The sequence below is a fragment of the Bartonella koehlerae C-29 genome (assembly GCF_000706625.1).
In the GTDB taxonomy this organism is placed as follows: domain Bacteria; phylum Pseudomonadota; class Alphaproteobacteria; order Rhizobiales; family Rhizobiaceae; genus Bartonella; species Bartonella koehlerae.
Genome location: NZ_KL407334.1, coordinates 66,760 through 91,114, shown reverse-complemented (window position 1 = coordinate 91,114; position 24,355 = coordinate 66,760). Strand labels below are relative to the sequence as shown.

Genomic DNA, 24,355 nt, shown 5'->3' with positions numbered 1-24,355 from the left:
TAAGACTTCCGATGCGGTGAACGAGTCTGCTCCTGATGCGGCAGGTAAGGCTTCTGATGCAGGTGAATGAGAATGCTACGGTTCTTTCTTTTAAGGGGATGTTGAAAAGTCGAGAGTTTATTTTAGAAAATCAGAGGATTCTGTTTAGAGATTATGATTTGGGTAAACTCTTGCATAATATGCGGATGGTGTTTGAAAAGAGTTGTTTGAAAAATGTGCAAAAGCAATTCTATTAGCTTTTTGATAAAAAGGACTCTTCTGTTTATTCTTTTGCTTTTGAGAGTGCTGATTTGGATGAAAATTTGTAGGCTGTAGAGGAAAGGTGGGAAGAGTATAGCATAAAAGATGGTGAGAAAAGTTTTGCTGATGTGGAAAGCTATAATCATAAAAGCCGTTTGCAAGCAATACATAATCACTTGAATGACATCGGTGATTATTTGAAAAAAATACATAAAAATGCAAAGGAAACAGAGAGGTGCTTTAAGGGAGCGGACAATCTGTTAAAGAAGAGGTTTGAAGAAAGAAATTGTGTTAATCTACATCATGGTGGAAATACTTTTCTTCTCTCTTCTCAAGCATTGTATAAAAAAGGATATGATTTTATGCTTTTTGGCAATTATGTTGATGCTGAAAAAGTCTTTTGTGCTTTTCAACAGCGTTATAAAAAAGATCCTTTAAGTAATGATGTTTTGTTTTGGTTGGCAGAAGTACTATTGAGATAAAAACGTTATCACGAAGCAGCATAAATTTATCTTAACGTATGGTATACAGATAAAAAGAAGCTTTGCACTTCCAAGATTTAGCTGAAATTAGCAAGGAGTATGATTGCTTTTGAACAGAATTAAAGAGGTTCGTGCGCTTTTTGTAAAAAGATCAAAACATCAAAAAATGTTGGAGTCTGTTTTTTGTAAACCTCTAAAAACGGAAGGAGTCGTTTACAGTGTGCGTTAGACTAGCAGGAAATCTCTTTAAAACATCAGATTTTATTCAGTGTCAGAAATTGATACTTGCAGTTTCAGGCGGAAGTGATTCGCTTGCTTTACTATTTTTGGTAAAGGACCATTTAAAAACGCTTTCTGTTCCTCCGGAAATGATTGTTGTGACCGTTGATCATCAATTGCGTCAGGAATCAGCGCGTGAAGCTTCAACAGTCGCGGAAATTTGTCGTGCTCATCATATTCAACATTGCATTGTGCGCTGGGAGGGTAAAAAGCCAAAGACCCATATCGCTTCAAGTGCTCGTGTTGCACGCTATGATCTCCTCTTTCAAGAAGCGCAAAAACAAGGCTCGACACTTATTATGACAGGGCATACGCTTAATGATCAGGTTGAAACTTATCAAATGCGCTGTCAACGTATCCAAAAGAGCGTGGGTGTTTTGCAGCAGAAAGTCTTTGCAGAGAGATGTGAGGAGATGGATGCTGGAGGCATAAGAGCAAATATTGCTGAAAAAAGTTATGGGTTAATCTATGAGCGCGGTTTATCTTGTATCCCGCGTGAAGCACTGTTGCGTGGAACAGTGCGCTTGATTCGTCCGCTTCTTGGTGTAAAGCGTAAAACATTGCGAGCTTATTTACGCTTAAAGAAAAAAACATGGATTGAGGATCCAACCAATGAAGATTGCAATTTTGAACGTGTGCGTGTGCGTCAATCCCTTCATCCCAAAAAGTTTGCTGGCATTGTACGAAAAGTTCATGAATCGGCGCTTCAACGTCGTCAACAAGCAAAAAATATTGCTGATCTGATTTTGGCTTTGGATATTACTGTTAAATATGGGCGTTGTTTTATTGCAAAGCCCTTGCCATTCTTACAGAAACATCCAGATTTTCCTTTTGTCGTGGGGCTTTTCGCTGTTTTGATGGGAGGTGGTTTTTACTTGCTCTCTCATAAAAAATTAAGCACTCTTGTTCAAAAAATATCTCTCCATTCTTCAGAAAAACGGCGCTTTACTTATGCTGGATCTGTCATTGAATATAACAGAAGCGGAATTGCTTTTTGGCGTGAAGCGCGAAATATCAAAGAAGCTATCGTTGAAAAAGGACAAACTTTTTTATGGGATGGGCGCTATCAGATTACAAATCATGGTCATGATGCCATAAAAGTGGGAGCAGCGGGTTTACAACAGTTGAAATCTCTCTTCGAAAACAACAATTTCAATCTTGAAAACACTCATTTCCCCTCTCTAAAATCGCTGTTGATGATCTCAAATGATAAGAGGTGTGATATTCCAGAATTGGCTTATCACGCTATTTTGCAACACACTATTACCATAAAGCGCATTATGGCTCCCTTCAATTGGCTTTTGTCTTCTGAAGATGCTGCTTTTGTGAATGTCGTTCAGCCTTTTTTCGATATAGAGGTGAAAGGATAAAGAAAAATCACTCTAAACGAGAATAAACATCCTCTCATATCTTGGCAAGGGGCTGACAAGGTTATATGTTAGGGGTAACTATTTAGGATCTATATTTTATTAAGTGGACTTGATATGAATTCCAATTACCGCTCTCTCCTCATTTGGGGAGTTATTGCTTTGATTTTGATTGTATCCTTTTCTCTCTTTAATGGAGATAGCCAGCGTTCTGGAGGTGGAGAGCTCTCTTATTCCGAATTCTTGCAGAAAGTTGAGAATAATGAGCTTCAGGCTGTTACCATTCAGGGTCAAAAGTTAACAGGAAAAACCGTTGAGAACAGAGTTATTTCAACCTATGCTCCAAGGGATCCAGGCTTGATACAAAAATTGGAAAGCAAAAATGTGAATGTTAAAGCTGTTCCTGAAAGTTCTGGCAATAGTATTTTCCTCAATCTTCTCTTTTCTTTGTTGCCTGTCATTATTATCGTTGGGGCTTGGATCTTCTTTATGCGACAAATGCAAAGTGGATCGCGTGGGGCAATGGGATTTGGTAAATCAAAAGCAAAATTGCTTAATGAAGCACAGGGGCGCGTTACCTTTCAGGATGTTGCTGGCGTTGAAGAAGCAAAACAGGACTTACAGGAAATTGTCGAATTTTTACGTGAGCCACAAAAATTTCAACGCTTAGGTGGACGTATTCCACGTGGCGTTTTGCTTGTTGGCCCTCCTGGAACTGGTAAAACCTTGCTGGCACGTTCCGTTGCCGGTGAAGCTAATGTACCGTTCTTTACCATTTCAGGGTCTGATTTTGTCGAAATGTTCGTTGGTGTTGGGGCAAGCCGCGTGCGGGATATGTTCGAACAGGCTAAAAAAAATGCTCCCTGTATTATCTTTATCGATGAAATCGATGCTGTCGGGCGCCATCGTGGCGCCGGATTAGGAGGCGGGAACGATGAACGGGAGCAGACCTTAAACCAGTTGCTTGTCGAAATGGATGGTTTTGAACCCAATGAAAGTATTATTCTTATTGCTGCAACAAACCGTCCCGATGTGCTCGATCCTGCTTTGTTAAGACCAGGACGCTTTGATCGGCAAGTCGTCGTGCCAAACCCTGATGTCTCTGGGCGTGAACAAATCTTGAAAGTGCATGTACGCAACGTGCCTTTAGCTCCTAACGTCGATCTGAAAGTTTTGGCAAGAGGAACGCCAGGATTTTCCGGTGCTGATCTGATGAATCTTGTAAATGAAGCTGCTCTCATGGCTGCTAGTCGCAATAAAAGAGTCGTTACTATGCAAGAGTTTGAGGATGCAAAAGACAAAGTTATGATGGGGGCTGAACGCCGTTCAACCGCTATGACACAAGAAGAAAAAGAACTTACCGCTTATCACGAAGCAGGTCATGCTATCGTTGCTCTCAATGTGCCTGTGGCTGATCCTGTCCATAAAGCAACAATCGTGCCAAGGGGTAGAGCTTTGGGAATGGTTATGCAATTGCCCGAAGGTGATCGCTATTCTATGAGTTATCGGTGGATGATTTCTCGTTTGGCTATTATGATGGGGGGACGTGTAGCTGAGGAATTGAGATTCGGAAAAGAAAATATCACTTCTGGTGCTTCTTCCGATATTGAACAAGCAACAAAATTAGCACGTGCAATGATTACCCGATGGGGCTTTTCTGATTTGCTTGGAAATGTCGCTTATGGAGATAACCAAGATGAAGTTTTTTTAGGACATTCCGTTGCACGAACACAAAATGTCTCTGAAGAGACAGCGCGTATGATCGATGCTGAAGTGCGTAAACTTATTGATGATGCTTATACAAATGCTACCAAAATTTTGAAAACAAAAAAGAAAGAATGGTTCGCTCTTGCTCAAGGTTTGTTGGAATATGAGACTTTAACTGGTGCTGAAATTCAAGAAGTCATCGCAGGAAAGCCTCCTTCACGAACCCAAAAAAATGAAAATGCTTCTCCGCGGACTTTTTCTGTTCCTAAGACTGGAGCAAGTAAAGCTGAATTCGATCAAGAAACACTGGATAAAAAAGATGCGCATAAAGCAGATGAAAAAAAGGAAAAGCTAAAAGCTGGAACAGAAAAAATAAAATCCAATCATGCTAAATCCAATGATACCGAGTCTAAAGGAAAAAAATCTCCTGGGGCTGAGAAAAAAACACAAAGCGCAAAAAATCCCTCTCGAGCAGCCAACCTCTCTGGCAGCAAAGCGAAAACTGAAAAAGACTTAAATGCTGCTGAACGTAAAGGTAAACAGGAATCTTCTAACAAAACTTGAGGAATTCTGTCTTGGAGAAATCTTGTGCCAAATTCTTTAAGGTAAAGCGCTAATTTACCTTAAGGCTTTGAAATATTCTTTGGAAGAGGATATAAAAATAGGTGATATATTGCTTTCGGGTTTGCCAAGGGGCATGAAAACAGGTGTGCACTGTCTTAGGTTTAGGAGACTTTTGGAAAGGGTTGATGCGTGTCTTGATTGAGAGAAATGTCAGAGAAGCCCGTGAGGTTTTGGCAAGAGTGTGAGTGCATTTTGTGAGAGGGTATGTGCTTATTTTTAGGGTGTTCAAAACGAGTGTGTGGACAACGCGTCATAGAGAAACAGTGTTGAATGTGGAAGGCATAAAAGTCTGTTGGATGGTCTAGAAGCTTCAGAAAATCAAAGATTTGTGTAGGAGACAGACGTGGGGTGGGTGTCTTGATTGCCTAAAAAATAGTGGGACCGAATGATCGCTTAAGAGGTTTTGCACTATCAGAGCTCTGCTTGGTGAAGATTGCAAGAAAAGAAGTGTGTATAAAGGAAAGAGGGATGCCACAAAAATATTTTGGTACAGATGGAATTCGCGGCAAAGCCAATGTTTTTCCTATGACACCAGATTTTGCTATGAAAGTGGGGATGGCTGTGGGGGTTTTATTTCGGTCACAACGTCAGTCGCGTCGTGTGGTGATTGGTAAAGATACCCGTTTGTCTGGTTATATGCTCGAAAATGCTTTGGTTTCAGGATTTACTGCTGCTGGAATGGAGGCTTTCTTGTTGGGACCTGTGCCAACGCCTGCTGTTGCTATGCTTTGTCGCTCATTGCGCGCTGATTTGGGGGTGATGATTTCGGCTTCTCATAATCCCTTCTATGATAATGGTATTAAACTTTTTGGTCCTGATGGCTTTAAACTTTCAGATGAGATAGAAAAAAAAATTGAGCAATTGATCGATACAGATCTTTCAGAATCTTTAGCCAGTTGTGCCGAAATTGGCTATGCAAAACGGGTTGAGGGAGATATTTACCGCTATATCGAATATGCCAAAAGAACTTTGCCGCGTGATGTTCGTTTGGATAATTTGCGTATCGTTGTTGATTGCGCCAATGGTGCTGCATATAAGGCGGCTCCGCGTGCTTTATGGGAATTGGGAGCCGAGGTCTTTGCGATTAATGATACGCCTAATGGTACCAATATTAATCACAAATGTGGATCAACTGATTTGGCCTCTTTAAAACAAAAAGTTCATGAAGTGCGCGCTGATGTAGGCATTGCTCTCGATGGAGATGGAGATCGTGTTCTTCTTGTGGATGAAAAAGCCCAAACTGTTGATGGAGATCAGTTGATCGCTGTTATTGCAGAACATTGGCATAAAAGTGGGCGCTTACAGTGCGAGGGTGTCGTTACAACTATTATGTCAAATCTTGGACTCGAGCGCTTCTTAAACAGTAAAGGGTTAGATCTTGTTCGGACAAAGGTTGGGGATCGCTATGTAGTCGATGCGATGCGCAAAAAGGGATATAATGTTGGTGGTGAAGCTTCTGGGCATATTGTGTTGAGTGATTTTGGTACAACTGGCGATGGCTTAGTAGCTGCTTTGCAGATTTTAGCTTGTATGCAGATAAGCCAAAACTCTATGAGTCACTTGTGTCAGCGCTTTGAACCTGTGCCACAAATTTTCAAAAATGTAACGATTAAAAATAAAAATGTGCTGAAAAAAAATCCAGTCAAAGCAGCAATAGAGCAAGCAACACAGCGTTTAGGAAAAAAAGCAAGGCTGGTGATTCGTGCTTCTGGTACCGAGCCTGTAATTCGTATTATGGGGGAAGGCGATGAGAGAGAAGTGCTGGATGCTGTTGTGACAGAGATGGTGGATATTATCGCGTATCATGATACTCTTTCAAAAGTGCATGCTTCCATTGAAGGATCGTGAAGGCTTTGAGAGAATTGACCGAATAATCACGTAATATTCTTAGGAAAGAGCCTCGATAGGTGATGCTTACTTCTGGAGGCCAGCCCGTAGTCCGTATTATAGTTGAATGTATAAACGCAAAGTTTTACGAGGTATGTTTAGGAAAATTTTTTTTGAGAATGGCTTGGTTTTTAAGGGGGAAGAGGATTGTGCAAATTTTTTGGTTGTGAGGAGAGGGATGAGAAGTGAAACCGCTGATTAGGGCTGTTTTATGTTTGAAAAAAAAGATCTGTTGGTGATTTACTTTTCTAAAACTGGTTATCTGTGTGAGAGCTGGAGGCGATGAGAGAGAAGTGCTGGATGCTGTTGTGACAGAAATGGTGAAAGTTATTGCACATCCATGATGCTTTTTCAAAACTGTATGCTTTGATTGTTAAGGCTTTTTTCAAACAAGAGATCACCATTGCTTCTCTTATAAAACTTTGTGGCTGAGAGTTTTTCATCGTTTTTTTAGAAAAGTCAGATAGGTTTGGAAGTAATGCTCATCCGATGGAGTTCTCGGAGGAGAGCTTTTTGTAGAACATTCTCCTTTATTTTATCACCCATAACATGAAGGATAAAAGCATTTTATGATACAGAGAATGGTAGATGCATGGGGATGTAAAAGCCTATCGACTCTTGTTGTTTATCTTCACCAGAATAAAGATTAAAGCTTCTAAAACATTGCTGGATGAGAGGTAAAAGAGGTACTTTCTCTTATGCAAGAGAAAGTACCTCGGGGGATGAACTGTACAATACAGACTTTGATCTTAAAAACGGTTTTTTTTCTCTTTTTTCCACAAGAAATAAGTTGCAAATCCAAGGATCGGAACACCTAATTTCGCAAAAGGTAGATGTTTGCTAAGCAATGCAACACTAGAAAGTGTTGCCTCTGTCATAAGTTTATGGCGTTGTTCCTCTAATTTCTTTTGTTGGTCATAGTGCTGATAGGCTTTGAGAAAGCGGCTGATTAAAATACCTAAGGCTGCAAGAAAAAGCCAAATTAAAAACAGCACGCTAGCCGCTGCAAGAGGTGTTATCACCGAACATAACGCAATAAAACCAATGACACATAAAAATATCAAAGACATAAACAAGGAAATGCCAATAATCCCAAAGCAAATCGCTTGGAGACGGACTTGCTTGACAGTACTTTTCAACCCCCCACCGACAAGATGATTTAACAGAGGTGCTATAAACATAAACATGCCTTAACGACGCAATAAGTGTGCCAGAATAAAACCAATCCCTGCTGCAAACAAAACGCTTTTGCCAGGATTGCTGCGAACGCATTGGTTCATATTGTGTTCAAGGTCACTGATTTTGTCTTTTGCTTGAGACAGAATGTCTTCACTATTTTCTTTGGCGGAATTATACAGTTTTTCTGCCTTATTTTTGGCACTGTTCAATTTATTTGCACCAAGATTTGTTAATGTCGAGGTTATACCGGAAATTTCAGTGTGTAGCTTTTCTAATTGTGTTTGAAGACCTTTTTCTGCTACTGTTTTATTATGCTCTGTTGTTTTATTATTTGCCATGATGCTCTTTCCCTCTCTTGACTCATTTTTACGCATTGTCGTTCTTATGTGTTCGTAGTGATCATTTGCTTTGGAGTAAAAATTTTCACTGCTTGGATAACGTCGAACAATTTTCTTAGTTCCATCGTTTTGTGCGATTTTAAACTATTTTTGATAAAATCAAACTTGTTTGTTTGATCCGTGTTGCCTGCGAAAGGTATTTTGCCTGTCTAATTCTTTAGAAAAATGGATTTTCTGTTATTTAAAATAAATTGATTTTAATTGTGTATTGGGCAAAATTTCTTAAATACTCCCTCTTGAAAGAGACTTTTCCTGAAATAAAACTATACTTGATTTATCAAGTTTTATTTTTTAGACTCAACATAGGGTGACATAAGAAGGAAAGTGGTATAGTGGCAAAGTGATGCTACGCCGGTTGATGGCACAGCTGTAAAGTCAAAAAGTGAAAACCATAATAATGTGAGAGAGAAATGGAATCTGAAACAGTACCCTTAGACACTCCATCTGCTGTATTTGCAACGCATGATTTTTCCCCTTTTTCTATGTTTATGGCTGCTGATTTTGTGGTGAAAGCCGTTATCGTTTTTTTGTTGCTGGCTTCTTTGGCGTCTTGGACAATTGCTTTTGTGAAAATCGTTGAAATTACTTTGGCAAAACGAAGAGCACGTCATGAACTGCGTGTGGTTCTTAGTGCTCAAACCCTGATACGTTTGGCTGCTAGCTTGAAAGACAGCAAAGGACCTGGTGTGTTTTTTTTAAAAGAAATGCTTAAAGAGGTGTATCTTTCTACGCAAAAGGTCAATTTTATTGCAACGGAAAGTTCCAGTGAAAAACAAGAGGAACAAATGTTTGCCTGTGAAGATGCTATCTCCTATGCGGAGATAGCTCGATATGGAGAGAGTGCCCGTGATGTTAATGAGGGTTTGAAAGAGCGCGTGCATTCACTTTTATCGCGTTGCTTGCTGGCTGCTACACGCCGTGTTTCATGTGGGAGCGCTGTTCTTGCAACTGTTGGCGCTATTGCTCCTTTTGTTGGTCTTTTTGCAACTGTTTGGGGGATCATGAATTCTTTCATCGGAATTGCTCAATCGCAAACAACACGGCTTGATGTTGTCGCTCCTGGAATTGCCGAAGCCTTGCTTGCAACGGCTATCGGCCTTTTTGTGGCTATTCCTGCTGTTATTATGTATAATAGCCTGATGCGTGCTTTGAGCGGTTATCGCAATGATTTGGGTGATATCGCTGCTGCACTTGAGAGACTCTTGAGCCGTGAAATCGATAGATATAGACAACAGAAAAGTCATAAACAATGAAGACAAACTTTCATGAGGATTGGGATCTCGATAAGAGTGGGTTACACAACGAGATCAATGTCACCCCTTTCATTGATGTTGTTTTGGTATTGCTTATTGTTTTTATGGTTGCTGCGCCTTTGGCCACTTCTGTTATTCCCGTTCAATTGCCTTCCATTACTCAGGCGCCTTCTGTGATTCAGCCTGACGAGCCTCTTTATGTGACCTTGCAAAAAGATCATTCTCTTTATGTTGGTGATCATCTTGTTAGGAAAACAGCCTTTGTAGAGGCCTTGTTGAAAGAAACAAACCAAAATCTAGAAACAAAGATTTTGATCAAAGCCGATAGCGAAATCAATTATGGGACTGTAGTGGATTTGCTTAATCAAATACGCACTGCTGGATATAGCAAAGTTGGTCTTATAGGATTGCAAAAATCTACCAATGTATCTACACGAGGTGCAACAAATGATGCAATAGCAGATGTGGTAGAAGCTGCGGGAACGAATATTATAGGTGATGCCGACGTGGCGGCGACAAGCGGTGCGGTAAATGCCAATACTGCTACGATGGAAACTATTTCTCCTGTAGAGTAAATAGACTGTCAATAAAGGGGGTACTTTGCCATTTATTGGCTTCTTAAGTGCGTTCTGTTGTGCTAAAATTCCCAAAGCATTTAGTTTTTTGCGCCTTGATTGTGGGCACTTTGGTTTTCTGTATAGCTTTTATGCTCGCGTTTTGCTTTGGTTCAATAACGTAAACACTGGCTTGAAGAATCGGTACGATAATCGTTTGTGCAATGCGCATGCCACGTTTTATGGCAAAGTTTTCTTGTCCACAATTGATGAGCAGAACTTTGATCTCACTACCGACTAAACGCAATGCAATTGCTCCGGGTGGGCATGTGATGGTGTGCTTTAAGGTTAAGTAAGAGCGTAGACGTATTTGTGCTTCAAACTCAAGGTGAAAATAAAAGATCAGCCCCGTTGGAATGAGCGCGCGTTGCTTGGAGGCAAGGATGACCGTCTCTTCTTGCTCAATGTGCTGTTTAATCGTGTCCTGTTGAGCCAAAACCTCCTATACCTCGGCTTCCTGTACTGCTTATGCTCTCGTTTTGTTCTGGTTCAAATGCGCAAACATTGACTTGAAGAACCGGTGCGATAACCATTTGTGCAATGCGCATGCCACGTTTTATGGCAAAGTTTTCTTGTCCACAATTGATGAGCAGAACTTTGACTTCACCGCGGTAATCGCTATCAATGGTTCCCGGCGTGTTTAGGCATGTGATGCCGTGCTTTAAAGCTAAACCAGAACGTGGACGTATTTGTGCTTCAAACCCAGGAGATAAATGAAAGATCAGCCCCGTTGGAATGAGCGTGCGTTGCCCGGGGGCAAGGATGACCGTTTCTTCTTCACCAAGAGCTGCTCGTAGATCAAGTCCAGCAGAACCAGCTGTGGCATAATGAGGAAGTTCTAAACCTTGTCCATGCTCAAGACGCTGGATTGATAAAGTTACTGGCTGCGGAGGGGAAGAATAGATGAGGGAGAAAGAAAGATTTTCCTGACTGTTTTGGTGTGCGTCAGTTTGAGAGTGAGGCATGGCTAAAGCAATTCTAAATTATAAAAAGATCTAAAAGAACAGAATAAATGCTAGTTTAGCAAAAGTTGTTCATAAAACAAGTCGATAAAGAACTACATTTGGAGATTGTTCTCCAATACTTGTTTGTTTCAGTGCTGGTTTTAAATTTTGTCGATAAAAAGTGCTGGAACAAAAATAAAAACCCCTCCCAAGAATAATCCGTTAAGATGCGTGCTAAAAAGGGAGGGGATTCTCAATTTGTTGCAAAACCTTATAGTAAGAAGTTTATAGGTGAAGGATGTTGTTAGCATTCATATCAAATATTACCGATAAAAATACCCGTGGCAAAAACGAGAGCACCACCAATAATTACCTGTAAAGATGCCCGCCAAAAAGGAGTTGCCATAAATTTATTTTGAATCCACACGATGGCCCATAGTTCGAAGAAAACAATAATAAATGCAATAAGTGTGGCGACGTAAAAAGAGCTGATCAAATAAGGAAGTGCGTGGCCTAATCCTCCTATCGTTGTCATAATACCGCTGGCAAGGCCTCTTTTAAATGGAGAACCCCGGCCTGATAATTTGCCGTCATCATGGGCTGCTTCTGTGAAACCCATCGAAAGACCTGCTCCAATCGAAGCCGAGAGCCCTATCAAAAAGGTTTGATGTGTATCACCTGTTGCAAAAGCTGCCGCAAAAATCGGGGCAAGTGTGGAAACAGAACCATCCATTAAACCTGCAAGACCAGGCTGAATCCACGTTAAAAGTGTTTGCTTTTGTGTTTTCGATGGCCTTTTGGTGGTTTGCGTTGTCGTTTTGGTTCGAGAGTGTGTATAAGCTTGTTTGCTTGTTATAAGAGAAGATCGACCACATACTGAATCCATAGTTTCCACACGATTGCTCCAAGAAAGACACAAAAGCTGCTTATAATTTTTAAGCTCTTGTATACCCATTGCTGTAAAAATTGCTGCCTGTTTGGGAGAGTAAGGCTCTAAAGCTTTTGCATATCTTAGATAAAGAGCTGCATGCTGTTCTTTTGCCTTGAGCGCTCGAAACATCAATTTTTGTGCTGAACGAAAGGATAGAGCTTTACGTTGTACAAATGAAAAAAACGATCTCAACATTTTCTGTTCCTTTGCACTTTAGAATAATTCTAAAGATATAAGAGAAAAAAAATGAAAGTCAATTTAAAATTAAAGAATCGAAAAAAGACAGCTATGAGAAAAGAAGAACGTTGGTGTGTGAAAAGTAAAAGACTGGCTAAAAAACAATCATAAGTTGGTCAAAAAACTGTATGCGAAAAAATGAGAACAAAATACCGAAAGGATTCTGCTTGGAAAATGTTCCAGTGGATGAAAAAAATATTGATGAAAGGTGTGGGAAGGAGGCAGTGTGTTGGAGAGTATAGGAACACGCGGTTTTGCTCTTGTTTTGCAGTTATCGTTTTATAGCCTGAAAGGAGTTCTTTTGAAGCAACATATAAGCTTGTAAGCATAGAAAAAGGGGCTGAAATGACATTCCAACCGGTAAATGAGAGAAAAAGAAAGTGCATGGATACTTCAGAACAAGAAGGAGGATGGATGTTGTTTCATTGTTTGGAGAGAGGAAAGTTGGAAGGGATGGATACACTGGTGTCGGGGGTTTGGGTATGCTTGGCAGAAAGGAGGGTGCCGGTGTTAGGAGCGATGGTAGTGTTGGGGTGGGATGCTGGTGCTTTGAGAGGGGTGATATGTGTGCTTTGGCCGGAGAGAAAGGGGAATAGAGTTTGACTTTCGTGGTGTGGTTAAAGTTTTTTATAGCTTGCAAGGAGCCCTTTTGAAGCAATATATAAGCTTGTAAACATAGAAAAGAGGCTGGAAACGACATTCCAACCGGCAAATGAGAGAAAAAAAACGCGTATGGATACTTCAGAACAAGAAGGAGGATGGGTGTTGTTTAATCGATTGAAGAGCTGGTTGACATCTGTTGTTTTTCTTATTACGCTTACACTGCAACTGAGAGGTGCTGGCCAAAAGCCATATTCAACACCCGCATGATATACTGCTAAAACAAGGCTGATGGTCATTAAAACAAAAACACACCAAAATAACAGCTGTACCCAAAAAGCTGTGCGGAAAAACCGTGCTCCAAAACCTGCTAAAAGCAAAAATGGTAGAGAACCGTAATAGGGAAAACGTTCAATGAGACATAAATCGCAAGGGATATATCCTCCAATATGTTCAAAACCAAGTGCTAAGCCTATTGTGCTTGAGAGAAAAAAAGCAAGAAAAAAAGCCCATAAAATCTGCTCTTTTCTGTTTGATTTACTATAAAGATGCTTGTGCAGAATATGTTGAAAAGATAAAATACGTGCCATTGAGCATGTTCCTTAAAATAAAAGGTGCTTGTTCACAAAAGCTATGAGAATTCCATAGATTAAAAATAGAGTAACACAACCAATCAGAACAATCCATTTGAAATGGCGGGCAAGGAAATGCATCACTTGACGTCCAAAACGCTTAACCAACCATGCTAGAAGATAAAAACGAGCCCCCCGTGCAAAAATACAGGTGAGAATAAAAAGTCCAAGGTGTACACCCATAACACCTGCCAACAGCGTAATAATCTTGATAGGCGGAAGATGTAAAAAACCTGAAGTGATTAGTAAAATTATAAGAAATTTCAGTGTTGCACTGCTTTTCAGTGCTTGAAAACTTTCAACTTTACCGTAAAATTCTAAAATCGGTTTGGCAAGTGTATCATAAGCAAAATGACCAATAAACCAACCAGAAACTCCTCCCAAAACAGAACATACAGTAGCAATAAAGGCATAGCGATAAGCTTTCTTGGGGTAGACAAGGGCCATCGGAAGATACAAAACATCTACAGGAATCGGGAAAACAGAACTCTCAATAAAAGCAATGAACCCGAGCCAATATGATGCTGTGTGCCGATTTGCTAAAGAAATCGTCCAAAACTTTAGTTTGTTCAATATCATGAGATCTTTCATAAGTTTAAGAGGTAAAGACTTTACAAATTGTACTCCATAAACCCAGCTTGCGAAAGGGATCAATTAATCCTCTAAAGGAAGCACTTCGTCAATCAGATAGGGCAAATATTCATCAAATCCAATGAGAAAAGTCTCCTATTAAACGAAATAGGGAAAATACCTCACAAAGTCCGATGAAATAAAAATAATACGAATTTAAAAAAATAAGAAGTCTACTGTTGACGAATCTGTTGTTCTTCCTATAGTGCAAAGAGATAATGGATAACTCTGTCCTTTATAATCAGTGTGCGGGTGTGGTGGAACTGGTAGACGCGCCAGACTCAAAATCTGGTTCCGAGAGGAGTGTCGGTTCGAGTCCGACCACCCGCACCACTTTTCTTTTCTCTGAGGATTTTCTGTAATATCACCTGAGAGCGTTTTCTGTTACTTTTTCCTTTTAATTAATTGTTTTTATTACATTTTTATTTCTAGTATATGTAGTCTTCATCTTAGATGAGAGTGTTCCAAACACAACGCAAAAGGTGATTTTAGAGGTGCCTCGAAGGGCAAGAATGTGTAACAGACTCTCCATCTTATCCGTAAGAGTTTTCCCAAAGGAAATATGGTGATGGAGCAGGTTTATGGCGGCAATATAAGGTTTGTAAAACTTTATGTATCAGATGTTTCGTTGTTGGATCTATTGATGAAGAGTGTTAATTGATACACCCAACAGCTTCTAGCAAAGGAGGATGGAAACCAAAGGTTATTGCTCCAAGCACAAGTGAAAGGGTCGCTTTAAAGCTGCTGCAAAGAGCAAGACGGTTTCGTTTTCAAACCATCGGTTTTATCTTGGGACAATTGGATAAAAAGCTTTTTCTTTTATCCTATTATACTTTAAAACACTGCCGTTTAGGACAGGAGTATAAGGTCTGTAAAACTTTACATGTCAGGTGTTTTGTTGTTGGATCTATTGATGAAGAATATTAACTGGTGCGTTCCATAGCTCCTAGCAAAGGAAGATGGAGACCAAAGGTCATTGCTCTATAGTTTTTGGGGTAATAAATGATTTTTTCTGCTTTAGTATTCCGCTAGGAACGTTTTTTAAGCTGTTAACGAGTATAGATATTGTTACTTTAGGTGGATAATTGAGAAGGCAGCACATTGTTTATAAAGCACATTTAGTGGTGTTCAACTTGAATGAGAGCTACGAATATGTAAGATTCTTCTATTTCAGGTTCCCTCGTGAAATTATTCAAAACTCTTCGTTTGCATGCCTCAAGCGGGGTTGGTGTGTGGATAAAAACTCTTCGAAAAAGGAGTAAAAATGCTCCTTATGAATCGTCTCCACGCAAAGGTTTTTGCAACATTTTGAGCTGGCTAAAGAGTATGATAGTGCTCGGTTTTGGCTTTCATAAGCGTAAAGAGTATGGTGCATAATGGTTTTACCATTACCATTTATGGGCGCCGTCGTGAAATGGGCTTTTTTGCGCTGAGAGATGCCTCTTTAAAAAAGCGCGTGAATTTGTAACGCAATAGCGTTTTTTGTTTTGTATGAGAAGTGTGACTCCACTAAGCAGGTGGATATGATCAGCGTCACCATTAAATTCTACATATTCAGCTTCAAAAGCCAAACAAACATTTTTAAAAATAAAATGTAAATCTTTTCGTATTACTTTCGGAAAAACTTTTTTACGCTACTTCGTTATAAAGGCTAAGTGGACATTTAAAAACACAGTATCTTTTGCATCTTAATTTAGTTTTTTTCATAAATGAAGTATAAAATAGTAGAGTAAAGTAATAATAAAGACTCTTTAATAGATCCTCTACAATGACGCAAAGCTTTTAAATTTGAAATCTTGCCGAATGGTGAGTAAGCCTGCAAGATTAGATAATTTTGCAGATGTGCTCGTGTGGTGTATGCATGAAACATTTTAAAAGGCACAAAAGCTCATTTCACGATGGCGCTCGTGAAGGGTTTACCGTAAAAGCCATTGGAGCAGATATAAGATGGGAGTACGATAACGCTTTATGGATTTTTTTTAACAAGGATTTTTTGCTCTCTCTTGCAGCACAGAGCGATAGAGTAATTTTGTTCTTTACTTCTTTGAGATGACCCACTGCTTTAAATGTACAAAGATATTCTCTATTGCGTCTATGAGGCGTGCAAAATCAAGGATCAATAAAAAGAGGAAAAATGTTATCCACTTCATAAAACGAGACATCATTTTCACACTTTGATAAGTAAGGATTATTTCGTGAAGTATTTCTTTTTCTAATTCCGTGAGTTCTGTCGTTTGTTCAGTTTTTTTTCTAGCCATGTTTCCACCCACACAAGTACTCACCCTGTTTATTATGTTTTAAGATCTCTCTTGCTAAGTTTGCACTGATGACATTTAGATCTTTCTTCTCTAGGTAAATGGGCAACCATCCTTCACAGGAAGGACGCTTATTTACCACGCAGCCAGCTAGAGAGCTCAGCACGCACATCAGTATCACTTTTTTTGTTAACTTCATTTTCTATCTCAAGACGTGTTGTGGCTGATTTTAGAATCTTTTCTGTTTGCTTTTGCTGCTCAATCTTCTTGCCGAGAGTAAAAGCTTTTGTTAAGGCTATAAAAAAAGCGGACAAAACCGCACCTATTACCATCAGATTTCTTTTCATCCACCAGATCATAGACGATGTTCCTGAAAGCGTTTTGCAACAAAGAAAATTCCAGCACATGCAGCTACAACCATCACCGTTGCCAGTGCCCATTGGATCGGACCATTAACTGCTAACAAGCCTCCAAGCCCTGAAGAGGAGCCTATAATCGGTGCAAGCGCTTCTAATTTAAAAAGACTTGTTGCATCTTTCGTTTCTACTTTTTGAGTGTTAGAAGAAACATAAGAGCGTTTTGCCCATAACCCTGTTTCTGCTGCACGTCTATTGACTAGACCTTGAAGGCGTTTACCTCCTGCTTTGGTCCATTTCTGTAATTCGGTTGGGACTGCTTCATAATTACCTTTATTGAGTTTTTTTAAAAGTGTCGAGTTGCAAAAAGCTGCTGTTCCTACATTATAACAAAATGAAACTAATGCTGCGAATTGTTCATCTGTTAAAGAAACAGTGACAGCTTGTTCAACAGCATTTTCAAATTGTTGCAAGTCTTGACAAAGAAGTTCTTCGGCTTGCTGTTCAGTGATTTCCATGCCTTTGCGAACAAAAGGTTTTCCAGCACTCTTTGTATGGCCATAACCGATTGTCCATACACCAATAGAATCTTGATAGGCATTCAAACGCAATCCTTCCCATTGTTTAATCAGCGCAAGCCCTTCTTTTGATATTTTTCGCATAAATTTCTCCATAAAAAAAGCTCTGCACAAAGCAGAGCAGCGTGACATACTCTCAAATTGCATTTTCCTGCCTTTCAAAAACAGAAGAGACATGAGATTTTGCAAAGATTAAACCATCAGGTTGTCTTTTATTGTTGATTGCTGATGGTGTAGTTTTCGCTAAGGTTGGGCGGATCGATTGAGATCAGGTTGGTAATGGCTCGTAGAATAGAGCAAAGGGTGTATTAAAGAGACGGGAGGGTTTGCCGGTGAGGGTGGGAGGCTGGTGAGGAGGAGGGTTGCTATGGTTTCCTTTTTACGGGGGCATTGTTTGTTGGTTTTCTCTGTAGTGAAGAGTGAGAGGGACAATGGCTCAGAGAGTGGGGCGAAGGGTGTGCTAAAGGAACAGGAAGGTTTGCCGATGAGGTGAGGGCTGATGATATGTGAAGTTGATTTTCAATTGTTACTTTTGTAGGTGTGGGTTTCTGGTAGAGAGATCTCTAGAAAGTTGGTTTCTGACGTGAGTAATGCTCTGCACAAAGCAATAGCTGAAGAACACTCCCTATTCCTTTCTCCAAGAATAGGAGAGAAATGACACTTTACACAGACAACAACAAAAACACTGCTAGAAATAACAGTGAAATTTAGACACAAAAAAAACCTCCCCGCATATGTCATTAAATACGATTTTCTCTTCATTGTCAACAGAAAAGTTAAGATTTTGTGTTTTTTATTTTAATCAACTCCGCTAGTTTTGTAACAGAGTGTGCTGTTTTAATCGGAAGTTTTTTTGGATATGAACAAGAACCATTTTTTCATCTTTCTTCAGTTTATTATAGTCTGGCTTTTTAGTGAAGAGATTTCTAGCGTGGGTGCTGGTATAAAAAAAGCTCTGCACAAAGCAGAGCAGCATGACATACTCGTATAATTGCATTTTTCTCGCCTTTCAAAAACAGAAAAGACATGAGATTTTGCAAAGATTAAACTACCAGGTTGTCTTTTGTGGTTGATTATTGATGGTACGGCTTTTGGCAGGGGGGCGGATGAGGTGAGATCGGTCTGGGGAATAACTTGGAGGGCGAAGAGAAGGGTGTTTTAAAAGAGGTAAGAGAGTTTTCCGGTAAGGTTGGGAGCTGATGAATGTGTTGCTGGTGAGACTTGATTCTGGTGAGATGCTTTTCGATTGTTGCTTTTGGTGAGGATTATTGATGGGGTAAGGATTTTTCTGTCACTATATTGATTTATGAAGATAATTCATTTTTTTTTCAATTTGAATAAGAATTCCGCATATCGTATGATTCTCTCATCTCAAATGCTTCATTCATAATCAGAAAAATCATTTTTTGTACATCAGAAGCGGGGTTAGCGTGTGGATAAAAACTATTTAAGGGAATAAAAATACCCCTTATGAACCGTTTCAATGTAAAGCTTATGGCAACATTTTAAGTTGGCAAAGAGAATGATGGTGCCAGTTTACATCTTCATAAACGTAAAGAGGGTGGTGTACAATGGCTTTACTATATGTCCTTCATGGACATCGTTGTGAAATGGGCTTTTATGTGCTGAGAGATGTTTCTCTAAAAAAAGCCCGTGAATGCGCAACATAATGGTGTTTTTATTTTTCCTGAGGGGCGTAACCCTATTAAAAAAAACCTAAGAAAAAAAGTGTGAGGCAATGCTCACTCTTCATTATTTATAAAGATATTGGTTGTGGATAGTTTTGAAAACTGTAAAGTCGAATGAAAGAGTGATGGTAAAGATGAGCGCTCTTTTTCACCTTTAAGACTTTATATTCTCCCCAAATTAAGCTGTCTTCCCATTTCTGAGATTATGCAAACAGGTAGAGACAATAGTCTTACCTCAATGATATATTCAAAGCTCTTACGTGGTGGTTTGCAATAATTTTTAGCTCCTCATTCTACTACAGTGCCCCCATTCTTAAACAAATATATTATGCCTCATCAATACAAACGTACGAATGCTTAAATATTTACAGATTGCTGGGTTTTGGTGGGCGCTTCTCCGCGAATGATCACTCTTTATTTAACCGTCAAAATGTTTGTGAAGTGTGTCAAGAATAAGACGGAGTGAACAAATGAGAGAGGGGAACGATTGATCTTCTACAACGAGATATTGTAAAGCCGCATGGAAGTTATGTTGGCGATGCAGCTGTTGTGTTTCTTTGATCACTTCTTGCATTTCTTCATAGTGATCGGTTGCTCTACGAATCCATTGTTTTTTTGCCTTTTCATCAGATAATGTATGTGTAAAGTTATCATAATAGCCATTCGGTAAACCTTTTGCGCATAAATAGTCGTTTCTGATTTGAAGATATCTTTGTGCTGTATCATATTGCTCTTTATTGATGCCTGAGCCATCTTGTTTATTGCTAAGCATATAAAGTCGCCCAATATAAGAACTCGAAAGCGGATTTTTCGCCTCTTCTATGCTTAAATTAAAGTGCTTCGCACGCATTTCAATCGTAACTTGTGGAGTAGCCTTGTCTGGTCTTTTCGCACGTGAAATACGGCCATTGGGTTCTCTTGGTTTACCTGTTATTCTAGGTCTACCGCGTTTTTTATCTGTTTTCATGAATCTACCGTTTGAAGTAAAAAGGAACTCCTTTGCTACAATGACAGTATAGGGAAAACTCTTTGAGTCATACTCTTATAGGGGAGACGCCTATCGGTGGGAGGGCGATGAAAAGCAATAAGTTTAAAATAGTCCTTTCCCCCCTCAAAAAAGTACAATGCTCCTTAAAGTTGTAGCAAAATATTCTTTCTTGCACATTGTTTCTTCCTTCTTTAACCTGCCATTTCTAGCCAATCATTTGCTTGCTTCTATCATTTTTGAACCTGTGCTTTGCCTCTAGAAGAAAAATTTTTACCAGATTTGATGTGCCTATATGGCGCAAAATATAGCTGTGCATGAAAAACTGAAAAAAATGCCCTTCTATTTTCTGGCTGGTTGTTTTTATTAACTTTTGTGTGAAAAAAAGTTTTGCACAAGCCTTTAAACCTTACTCCAGAAGCCATTGCTTTGTTTTGGGGCTTCTTTTAGGATTTTGCCATTGGTAGTAGCCACAAAAGACTTAAGAGATAACACTTTTTGAGTTTATCCTCCTGTTTAGCACTTTTACTTATCCTCTTTTGAAGAAAATTTGTTGTCTGTTAAACAGAGAATATCTGCAAAAAACAAATCTTCTTCCTTTTCTTATAATACTATAAAATGGCTTATCTTTTCAAATAAAATATCTATAAGACACTGAGAATACAACATGAATGACAAAATGGTCCATTTTTTTGATTCCTTCTTACCGTAGTCTTTTTTTTCTTTAAAAATTTCCTTTATAGAGGATTTTTCTAAGATTTTAGTCTTCATTTTTGCTACTTTCTAAAACAATTTGACAGGTTTTGATTATGAGACTGTTATAAAGTTTGGTGATGGAAAAAATGATCATCTGCTCTTGAAAAAGCGGTTTGTGTCACGCGTTCATCTTTCTTTATGAACTGCTGTTCATCTTCGTTTGGGAGATACTCCACTGCTTTTACCTTTTTATTAGAATCTTATAGCTTTTTAAAAGAGAGGGTTAAAAATTTTTATTGGGTTTGTTATACGAACTTTTAATGTATGAACATTGTATTGCTATGTGTGTTGTGGAGAGGGGCATTTTGCTTTTTGATAGATTAGATGGTGCAGTCAAGTCTGTTGCTGGTTTTTGTCATATGTTTTGATTGAGAGAAAACAACGTATAGTTTTACGTTGGTATCTGCAGTTTTCCTCATCATGTTTATAATATATATATATGGGGGAAATCAGTGATAGAGCTCTTTGTAGAGAAAGTACTGGTTGCCACTGTAGTAAAATGTTAAAGTGTCATGCAATTTAAAAAAGCGGAGAAGTGTCAGCGTGACAATAAACAAACCACCATCACCTCAATCTTTTCAAGAGTATGCTGATATACTCTCTGTATCACATTCAACATTTGATAAAGAATTTAAACTTTTTTCGTTCAAACATCAGTGATGCTTTTTTCGAGAAATTACGTCATAATATTTTGTATTTCTCTTATTCTGTTGGTTTTAACAGCTTTTATTCGGACTGAATTTTTTCTTTGTTTGATGGATGGTATTCGATTGGATGGCTTTATTCCGACTATGTTTCTTCTGTCAATTGCAGTTTGGGCATGTCTTGTCATCTTCTTGCCAGTTACTCTGCTTTTCCATATCATACTGAATTATAAATTGAAAAAAATGATTCAAAAAATGGAAAATCAGCGGAGAAGTGCTACAAATCAATCTCTCTACAAAGTGTGATGGAGGAAAAATGACTCTCTTTACAATATTATTGGCCGGTCTCGCTATTGTAGGACTCATCACCCTGGTCATTTTTAATAATATGATAATTGTGGGGGGTCTTGTATTAATTTTTTATCAAGTGTGCGAGATTTCACTTTCGTATGAATAAAGAGCGGAAAAACAATCATTGAACAGTGTATGTGGCAATTGTATAAAAAATAAAGGGAAAAAATTCAATCTTTGAGAAAAAATACACTCTTTTTCTTTGCGAAATTATACTTAGAAAGATTATAAAAGAATAGTCTCTGTCTCTCTTGTAATTGTAATGGTGGTTTTTCCAATTATTCTTTTCTTTCATGCTAGGCAATATTTCTCATTCCAGGTAATGGAGGAAGGGAGAAAGCTTTTCCTTTATTCTATTTTAGCCTCCTCACATGGATTGTTATGTCTACTCTTTTTTCTGTTCGGTTTTTTTGCTTGTTCATATTAAGAGTGATGGGTCAGTTGAAAAAATGATTCAAAAATTAAAAAAAGAGGTAGAGCCGCAGGATAAACCGATGACATTACGGGATGCAGGAGAAAAGAACAATAAAGAGCTTTTAAACCCTTTGTTTCTGTTGTTTGCATAGCTATGATTTTTTCTCTTTCGTCAAGAAGGGGGCTGTCGTTAGTCAAAGGTAGCATTATTGTTGCATTCTATGACTTTGTTATCAAATGTTCAAAATTGTATAGTATAATAGTGAAGGAATTGAAAGAAAATGATAAAATCGTGCCTCAAAATGCTTGAGAAATCTTTAAAAATGGAGCAGTTATGAGACCTAGGAAAGGAGCCGCATTTGAATGATCCCTGAGAGGCACACAGACAAGGATAAGCTAGGTTATGGGGATAAGTTTGTTACGGAGAGAGATAAGTCTGTCATGGTAAATTTGTTACGGTGGAGGAATCCTATCATGGGCCAAATATAGGAGATATTGATGAGGCGCGGTTATAAGGTTAACTATGGAAGAAATAAGAGGAAGATTTAAAGGGGAAAATTCAGCTCCTGCTACAAGTATACTTTCTTCCGTTTTAGAAAAGCAAGGGTGTTTTCGTTGAAAAATTATACATTGAAAAATGATAAAAGAACGTCTCTCAAGTTTCTTATCATCTTCTCTATATTTCTCATCATAGTGATTGCAGGGTCTTCTATGCTGACGATGTCTCTCATGCAGGTGTTGAGCGAAACACAGATGTTGGGTAGAGCAAGATGGAATGGTATCGGTTATCTGATATTTTTCCTCCCAGTTTTTCTCTGGGCCTGTATTTTCGCACCTCTCCCTATTCTTTGGGGGCTCCACCGTTTGCAGGATCGTAAGTTGAAAAAAAACATTCAGAAACTGGAAGAAACAATCTGCACAGGAGATAAAATAAGCTGTTTACAGAACAAACCGTTATTGGGAGAAACAAAGAGCTACTTTATACGAAATCAAGAGGTTCTTAAAAATTTTAAAGAAAATGAAGAATAACAGTAAAATTTTCAAAAAAAGTCGATTGAAAATAACTTAGTATACACAGTAAAAGAGAATTATTGACACAGTGGAAGGGAGTTATTGTGATCAAATTCACTGTTATTTCGCCTTTCAAGAAAAGGACTTTACTGTAACCAAAGGTGTGCTAAAGATCAGCACAAGAGAATACATACGCAGAAGAAAATCTTTGATAAAAAGAAAAGACACTTTAAAAAAGCTCGCTCTTTATCTGACGCTTTTTCAATATTTATTTTTATAATAAATCACTACTGCTTGGTAATACATTACAATATATAAGCACCTCTTTGGTTTTTTATTTATTTTCAATTAATGCAATTTCAAATTTGTATCTATTAAAAAGAGCACAAAATGCAAAAATGTGTTCGGCGTATAAAATATTTTTCTGTTTGGATAGAGAAGATTTATGTTCATTTTTTCTTTGTTGTTAATATTTTTTTAATATTTTATTTATTTAATTCAATATTTATAAGCTCAATAAATTGTAAATCGCTTCCAGGAATAGTATAAGGATTAATAATATGGGCTTGTTGGTCATTAATAATATAATTATTTTCTTGCATAGCAAGAGCTAAACTACTTGTCATTGCTCCTGCTATAAAAAAGTATCTAATATTCATCATTTTCTCCTACTATTTATTTAATATAAATAAATATCAAAATGTATAATATGTAAATTGTGTTTATATTACCATAGTAAAAATACAACACTCATAAAAAGAATAAAGTTAAACTATATTTAAATAAAATTTGTTCTTTTTATATTTCATAATTTATTTCAAATATTGTTTTATTGATTGTGTAAAATGGAAGAAATTCTGTCGAACACTCACACGAAAAGGGATGTCACAAAAGAGTGTTAACCAAAGTTTTTTTGTTCCATGGTAAAGGGGTCCATTGAAGAGCGCAATATCCATGCAAATTCAGCGAATCCTGAAGGTTTTGGCTGTAATCTGTGCCGGTTAGATCTCTGCTGTGGAGACTCTGTATCTCTTGTAGTGCATGTATTTCCTGTGGTGTACCTATTTCCTGTGGGGTGCATCTCTTTTGCGGGGTAGGGATATTTTATGGAGGTTGGAAGTGGACATTCTGTGTGGAGCTTAAGGATGTTGCGCGATGCTGTGGATATCCTGTGGAAATGTGGTAAATTCTTTAAAAAAGTTGAAAAAATAAGAAATGTTGGTTCTTTCTATTTCTCACACTAACAGCTTATGTCTCTCTTTTGCTGTTCCTTTGATATCTTGCATATGAGGTGATTCTATGATGAGGATTGA

22 protein-coding genes, 1 tRNA gene and 2 pseudogenes are annotated in these 24,355 nt (G+C 38.4%); 11 read left to right on the top strand and 14 right to left on the bottom strand.

Annotation, left to right across the window (positions count from 1 at the left end; all coding sequences use genetic code 11):
* Nucleotides 1-368 precede the first annotated feature (368 nt).
* From O9A_RS07315 to glmM, 4 genes are all read left to right on the top strand, one after another.
* A complete protein-coding gene (locus O9A_RS07315; protein WP_051665513.1) occupies nucleotides 369-722 on the top strand; it encodes a tol-pal system YbgF family protein in 354 nt (117 codons plus the stop codon).
* 218 nt (nucleotides 723-940) lie between these two features.
* The gene (tilS, locus tag O9A_RS00445; RefSeq protein WP_034457718.1) at nucleotides 941-2,371 is read left to right on the top strand and encodes a tRNA lysidine(34) synthetase TilS; all 1,431 of its coding nucleotides are present in this window, start codon (nucleotides 941-943) and stop codon (nucleotides 2,369-2,371) included.
* A 114-nt stretch (nucleotides 2,372-2,485) separates the two neighbouring features.
* Nucleotides 2,486-4,639 carry an ATP-dependent zinc metalloprotease FtsH gene (gene ftsH / locus O9A_RS00440; protein ID WP_034457716.1) on the top strand — a complete coding sequence of 718 codons (2,154 nt, stop codon included), beginning with the start codon at nucleotides 2,486-2,488 and terminating at the stop codon, nucleotides 4,637-4,639.
* 528 nt (nucleotides 4,640-5,167) lie between these two features.
* Complete coding sequence (gene glmM / locus O9A_RS00435) at nucleotides 5,168-6,547, top strand: phosphoglucosamine mutase (RefSeq protein ID WP_034457714.1); 1,380 nt, start codon at nucleotides 5,168-5,170, stop codon at nucleotides 6,545-6,547.
* A 788-nt stretch (nucleotides 6,548-7,335) separates the two neighbouring features.
* On the opposite strand, the gene O9A_RS00430 is transcribed toward glmM, so the two are convergent.
* Nucleotides 7,336-7,773 (bottom strand): phage holin family protein, encoded by a 438-nt coding sequence (locus O9A_RS00430; RefSeq protein ID WP_034457712.1) that lies wholly within the window; start codon nucleotides 7,771-7,773, stop codon nucleotides 7,336-7,338.
* A 3-nt stretch (nucleotides 7,774-7,776) separates the two neighbouring features.
* A complete protein-coding gene (locus O9A_RS00425) occupies nucleotides 7,777-8,103 on the bottom strand; it encodes an ElaB/YgaM/YqjD family protein (RefSeq protein WP_034457710.1) in 327 nt (108 codons plus the stop codon).
* A 470-nt stretch (nucleotides 8,104-8,573) separates the two neighbouring features.
* Here O9A_RS00425 and O9A_RS00420 point away from each other — a divergent pair, with 470 nt between their 5' ends.
* Both O9A_RS00420 and O9A_RS00415 read left to right on the top strand, forming a co-directional pair.
* Nucleotides 8,574-9,416 carry a MotA/TolQ/ExbB proton channel family protein gene (locus O9A_RS00420; RefSeq protein ID WP_034457709.1) on the top strand — a complete coding sequence of 281 codons (843 nt, stop codon included), beginning with the start codon at nucleotides 8,574-8,576 and terminating at the stop codon, nucleotides 9,414-9,416.
* Entirely contained in the window at nucleotides 9,413-9,991 is a 579-nt protein-coding gene (locus tag O9A_RS00415) for a biopolymer transporter ExbD (RefSeq protein ID WP_034457707.1), read from the top strand. The genes O9A_RS00420 and O9A_RS00415 overlap by 4 nt, the downstream gene beginning before the upstream one ends.
* Before the next feature lie 43 nt (nucleotides 9,992-10,034).
* On the opposite strand, the gene O9A_RS00410 is transcribed toward O9A_RS00415, so the two are convergent.
* The 4 genes and pseudogenes from O9A_RS00410 to O9A_RS08155 form a co-directional block, all read right to left on the bottom strand.
* The gene (locus O9A_RS00410) at nucleotides 10,035-10,466 is read right to left on the bottom strand and encodes a dCTP deaminase/dUTPase family protein (protein ID WP_051665511.1); all 432 of its coding nucleotides are present in this window, start codon (nucleotides 10,464-10,466) and stop codon (nucleotides 10,035-10,037) included.
* Entirely contained in the window at nucleotides 10,444-10,995 is a 552-nt protein-coding gene (dut, locus tag O9A_RS00405) for a dUTP diphosphatase (protein ID WP_034457705.1), read from the bottom strand. The genes O9A_RS00410 and dut overlap by 23 nt, the downstream gene beginning before the upstream one ends.
* A gap of 295 nt (nucleotides 10,996-11,290) precedes the next feature.
* Nucleotides 11,291-12,100 (bottom strand): VIT1/CCC1 transporter family protein, encoded by an 810-nt coding sequence (locus O9A_RS00400; RefSeq protein ID WP_034457703.1) that lies wholly within the window; start codon nucleotides 12,098-12,100, stop codon nucleotides 11,291-11,293.
* A 329-nt stretch (nucleotides 12,101-12,429) separates the two neighbouring features.
* Nucleotides 12,430-12,564: pseudogene (locus O9A_RS08155) on the bottom strand (disulfide bond formation protein B); the annotation flags it as partial.
* Here O9A_RS08155 and O9A_RS00395 point away from each other — a divergent pair.
* Nucleotides 12,527-12,745: a hypothetical protein gene (locus O9A_RS00395; protein ID WP_084790482.1), complete on the top strand. Its 219-nt coding sequence runs from the start codon at nucleotides 12,527-12,529 to the stop codon at nucleotides 12,743-12,745. The pseudogene O9A_RS08155 and the gene O9A_RS00395 sit on opposite strands and share 38 nt — an antisense overlap.
* A gap of 14 nt (nucleotides 12,746-12,759) precedes the next feature.
* Here the strand turns inward: O9A_RS00395 and O9A_RS00390 are convergent, their stop codons facing one another.
* Together O9A_RS00390 and O9A_RS00385 are read right to left on the bottom strand one after the other, a co-directional pair.
* Nucleotides 12,760-13,332: a disulfide bond formation protein B gene (locus O9A_RS00390; RefSeq protein ID WP_034457698.1), complete on the bottom strand. Its 573-nt coding sequence runs from the start codon at nucleotides 13,330-13,332 to the stop codon at nucleotides 12,760-12,762.
* A gap of 12 nt (nucleotides 13,333-13,344) precedes the next feature.
* On the bottom strand, nucleotides 13,345-13,953 hold the full coding sequence (locus tag O9A_RS00385) for a YqaA family protein (protein ID WP_034460139.1): 609 nt from the start codon (nucleotides 13,951-13,953) through the stop codon (nucleotides 13,345-13,347).
* Nucleotides 13,954-14,252: 299 nt separating this feature from the next.
* On the opposite strand from O9A_RS00385, the gene O9A_RS00380 reads away from it, so the two are divergent.
* Nucleotides 14,253-14,337, top strand: a tRNA-Leu gene (locus tag O9A_RS00380).
* A gap of 324 nt (nucleotides 14,338-14,661) precedes the next feature.
* Nucleotides 14,662-14,931, top strand: coding sequence for a hypothetical protein (locus O9A_RS00375; RefSeq protein ID WP_034457695.1), 270 nt, complete (start codon nucleotides 14,662-14,664; stop codon nucleotides 14,929-14,931).
* Between the two features lie 587 nt (nucleotides 14,932-15,518).
* On the opposite strand, the pseudogene O9A_RS08635 reads toward O9A_RS00375, so the two are convergent.
* From O9A_RS08635 to O9A_RS00345, 5 genes and pseudogenes are all read right to left on the bottom strand, one after another.
* Nucleotides 15,519-15,626: pseudogene (locus O9A_RS08635) on the bottom strand (transposase); the annotation flags it as partial.
* Between the two features lie 414 nt (nucleotides 15,627-16,040).
* On the bottom strand, nucleotides 16,041-16,262 hold the full coding sequence (locus O9A_RS00365) for a hypothetical protein (RefSeq protein ID WP_034460137.1): 222 nt from the start codon (nucleotides 16,260-16,262) through the stop codon (nucleotides 16,041-16,043).
* 128 nt (nucleotides 16,263-16,390) lie between these two features.
* Nucleotides 16,391-16,618: a hypothetical protein gene (locus tag O9A_RS00360; RefSeq protein ID WP_034457691.1), complete on the bottom strand. Its 228-nt coding sequence runs from the start codon at nucleotides 16,616-16,618 to the stop codon at nucleotides 16,391-16,393.
* Nucleotides 16,615-17,277 carry a gene transfer agent endolysin BgtA gene (locus tag O9A_RS00355; RefSeq protein ID WP_034460136.1) on the bottom strand — a complete coding sequence of 221 codons (663 nt, stop codon included), beginning with the start codon at nucleotides 17,275-17,277 and terminating at the stop codon, nucleotides 16,615-16,617. The genes O9A_RS00360 and O9A_RS00355 overlap by 4 nt, the downstream gene beginning before the upstream one ends.
* Nucleotides 17,278-19,299: 2,022 nt before the next feature.
* Nucleotides 19,300-19,848: a hypothetical protein gene (locus O9A_RS00345; RefSeq protein ID WP_034457687.1), complete on the bottom strand. Its 549-nt coding sequence runs from the start codon at nucleotides 19,846-19,848 to the stop codon at nucleotides 19,300-19,302.
* Nucleotides 19,849-22,646: 2,798 nt separating this feature from the next.
* Here O9A_RS00345 and O9A_RS07310 point away from each other — a divergent pair.
* Nucleotides 22,647-23,060 (top strand): hypothetical protein, encoded by a 414-nt coding sequence (locus O9A_RS07310; RefSeq protein WP_051665506.1) that lies wholly within the window; start codon nucleotides 22,647-22,649, stop codon nucleotides 23,058-23,060.
* Nucleotides 23,061-23,527: 467 nt separating this feature from the next.
* Here the strand turns inward: O9A_RS07310 and O9A_RS07880 are convergent, their stop codons facing one another.
* A complete protein-coding gene (locus O9A_RS07880; protein ID WP_154656354.1) occupies nucleotides 23,528-23,704 on the bottom strand; it encodes a hypothetical protein in 177 nt (58 codons plus the stop codon).
* 258 nt (nucleotides 23,705-23,962) lie between these two features.
* On the opposite strand from O9A_RS07880, the gene O9A_RS07875 reads away from it, so the two are divergent.
* Nucleotides 23,963-24,139 carry a hypothetical protein gene (locus O9A_RS07875; protein ID WP_154656353.1) on the top strand — a complete coding sequence of 59 codons (177 nt, stop codon included), beginning with the start codon at nucleotides 23,963-23,965 and terminating at the stop codon, nucleotides 24,137-24,139.
* Nucleotides 24,140-24,355 lie beyond the last annotated feature (216 nt).

Excerpts from the sequence above, each read along its gene's own strand:
- O9A_RS07875 (WP_154656353.1), top strand. The coding sequence starts at position 23,963 with ATGGTAAAGGGGTCCATTGAAGAGCGCAATATCCATGCAAATTCAGCG.
- O9A_RS00400 (WP_034457703.1), bottom strand. The coding sequence starts at position 12,100 with ATGTTGAGATCGTTTTTTTCATTTGTACAACGTAAAGCTCTATCCTTT.
- O9A_RS00345 (WP_034457687.1), bottom strand. The coding sequence starts at position 19,848 with ATGAAAACAGATAAAAAACGCGGTAGACCTAGAATAACAGGTAAACCA.
- dut (WP_034457705.1), bottom strand. The coding sequence starts at position 10,995 with ATGCCTCACTCTCAAACTGACGCACACCAAAACAGTCAGGAAAATCTT.
- ftsH (WP_034457716.1), top strand. The coding sequence starts at position 2,486 with ATGAATTCCAATTACCGCTCTCTCCTCATTTGGGGAGTTATTGCTTTG.
- glmM (WP_034457714.1), top strand. The coding sequence starts at position 5,168 with ATGCCACAAAAATATTTTGGTACAGATGGAATTCGCGGCAAAGCCAAT.
- O9A_RS00425 (WP_034457710.1), bottom strand. The coding sequence starts at position 8,103 with ATGGCAAATAATAAAACAACAGAGCATAATAAAACAGTAGCAGAAAAA.
- O9A_RS00355 (WP_034460136.1), bottom strand. The coding sequence starts at position 17,277 with ATGCGAAAAATATCAAAAGAAGGGCTTGCGCTGATTAAACAATGGGAA.
- O9A_RS00430 (WP_034457712.1), bottom strand. The coding sequence starts at position 7,773 with ATGTTTATGTTTATAGCACCTCTGTTAAATCATCTTGTCGGTGGGGGG.
- O9A_RS00415 (WP_034457707.1), top strand. The coding sequence starts at position 9,413 with ATGAAGACAAACTTTCATGAGGATTGGGATCTCGATAAGAGTGGGTTA.
- O9A_RS00360 (WP_034457691.1), bottom strand. The coding sequence starts at position 16,618 with ATGATCTGGTGGATGAAAAGAAATCTGATGGTAATAGGTGCGGTTTTG.
- O9A_RS07880 (WP_154656354.1), bottom strand. The coding sequence starts at position 23,704 with ATGATGAATATTAGATACTTTTTTATAGCAGGAGCAATGACAAGTAGT.
- O9A_RS00390 (WP_034457698.1), bottom strand. The coding sequence starts at position 13,332 with ATGGCACGTATTTTATCTTTTCAACATATTCTGCACAAGCATCTTTAT.
- O9A_RS00385 (WP_034460139.1), bottom strand. The coding sequence starts at position 13,953 with ATGATATTGAACAAACTAAAGTTTTGGACGATTTCTTTAGCAAATCGG.
- O9A_RS00420 (WP_034457709.1), top strand. The coding sequence starts at position 8,574 with ATGGAATCTGAAACAGTACCCTTAGACACTCCATCTGCTGTATTTGCA.
- O9A_RS00365 (WP_034460137.1), bottom strand. The coding sequence starts at position 16,262 with ATGGCTAGAAAAAAAACTGAACAAACGACAGAACTCACGGAATTAGAA.
- O9A_RS00395 (WP_084790482.1), top strand. The coding sequence starts at position 12,527 with ATGGATACTTCAGAACAAGAAGGAGGATGGATGTTGTTTCATTGTTTG.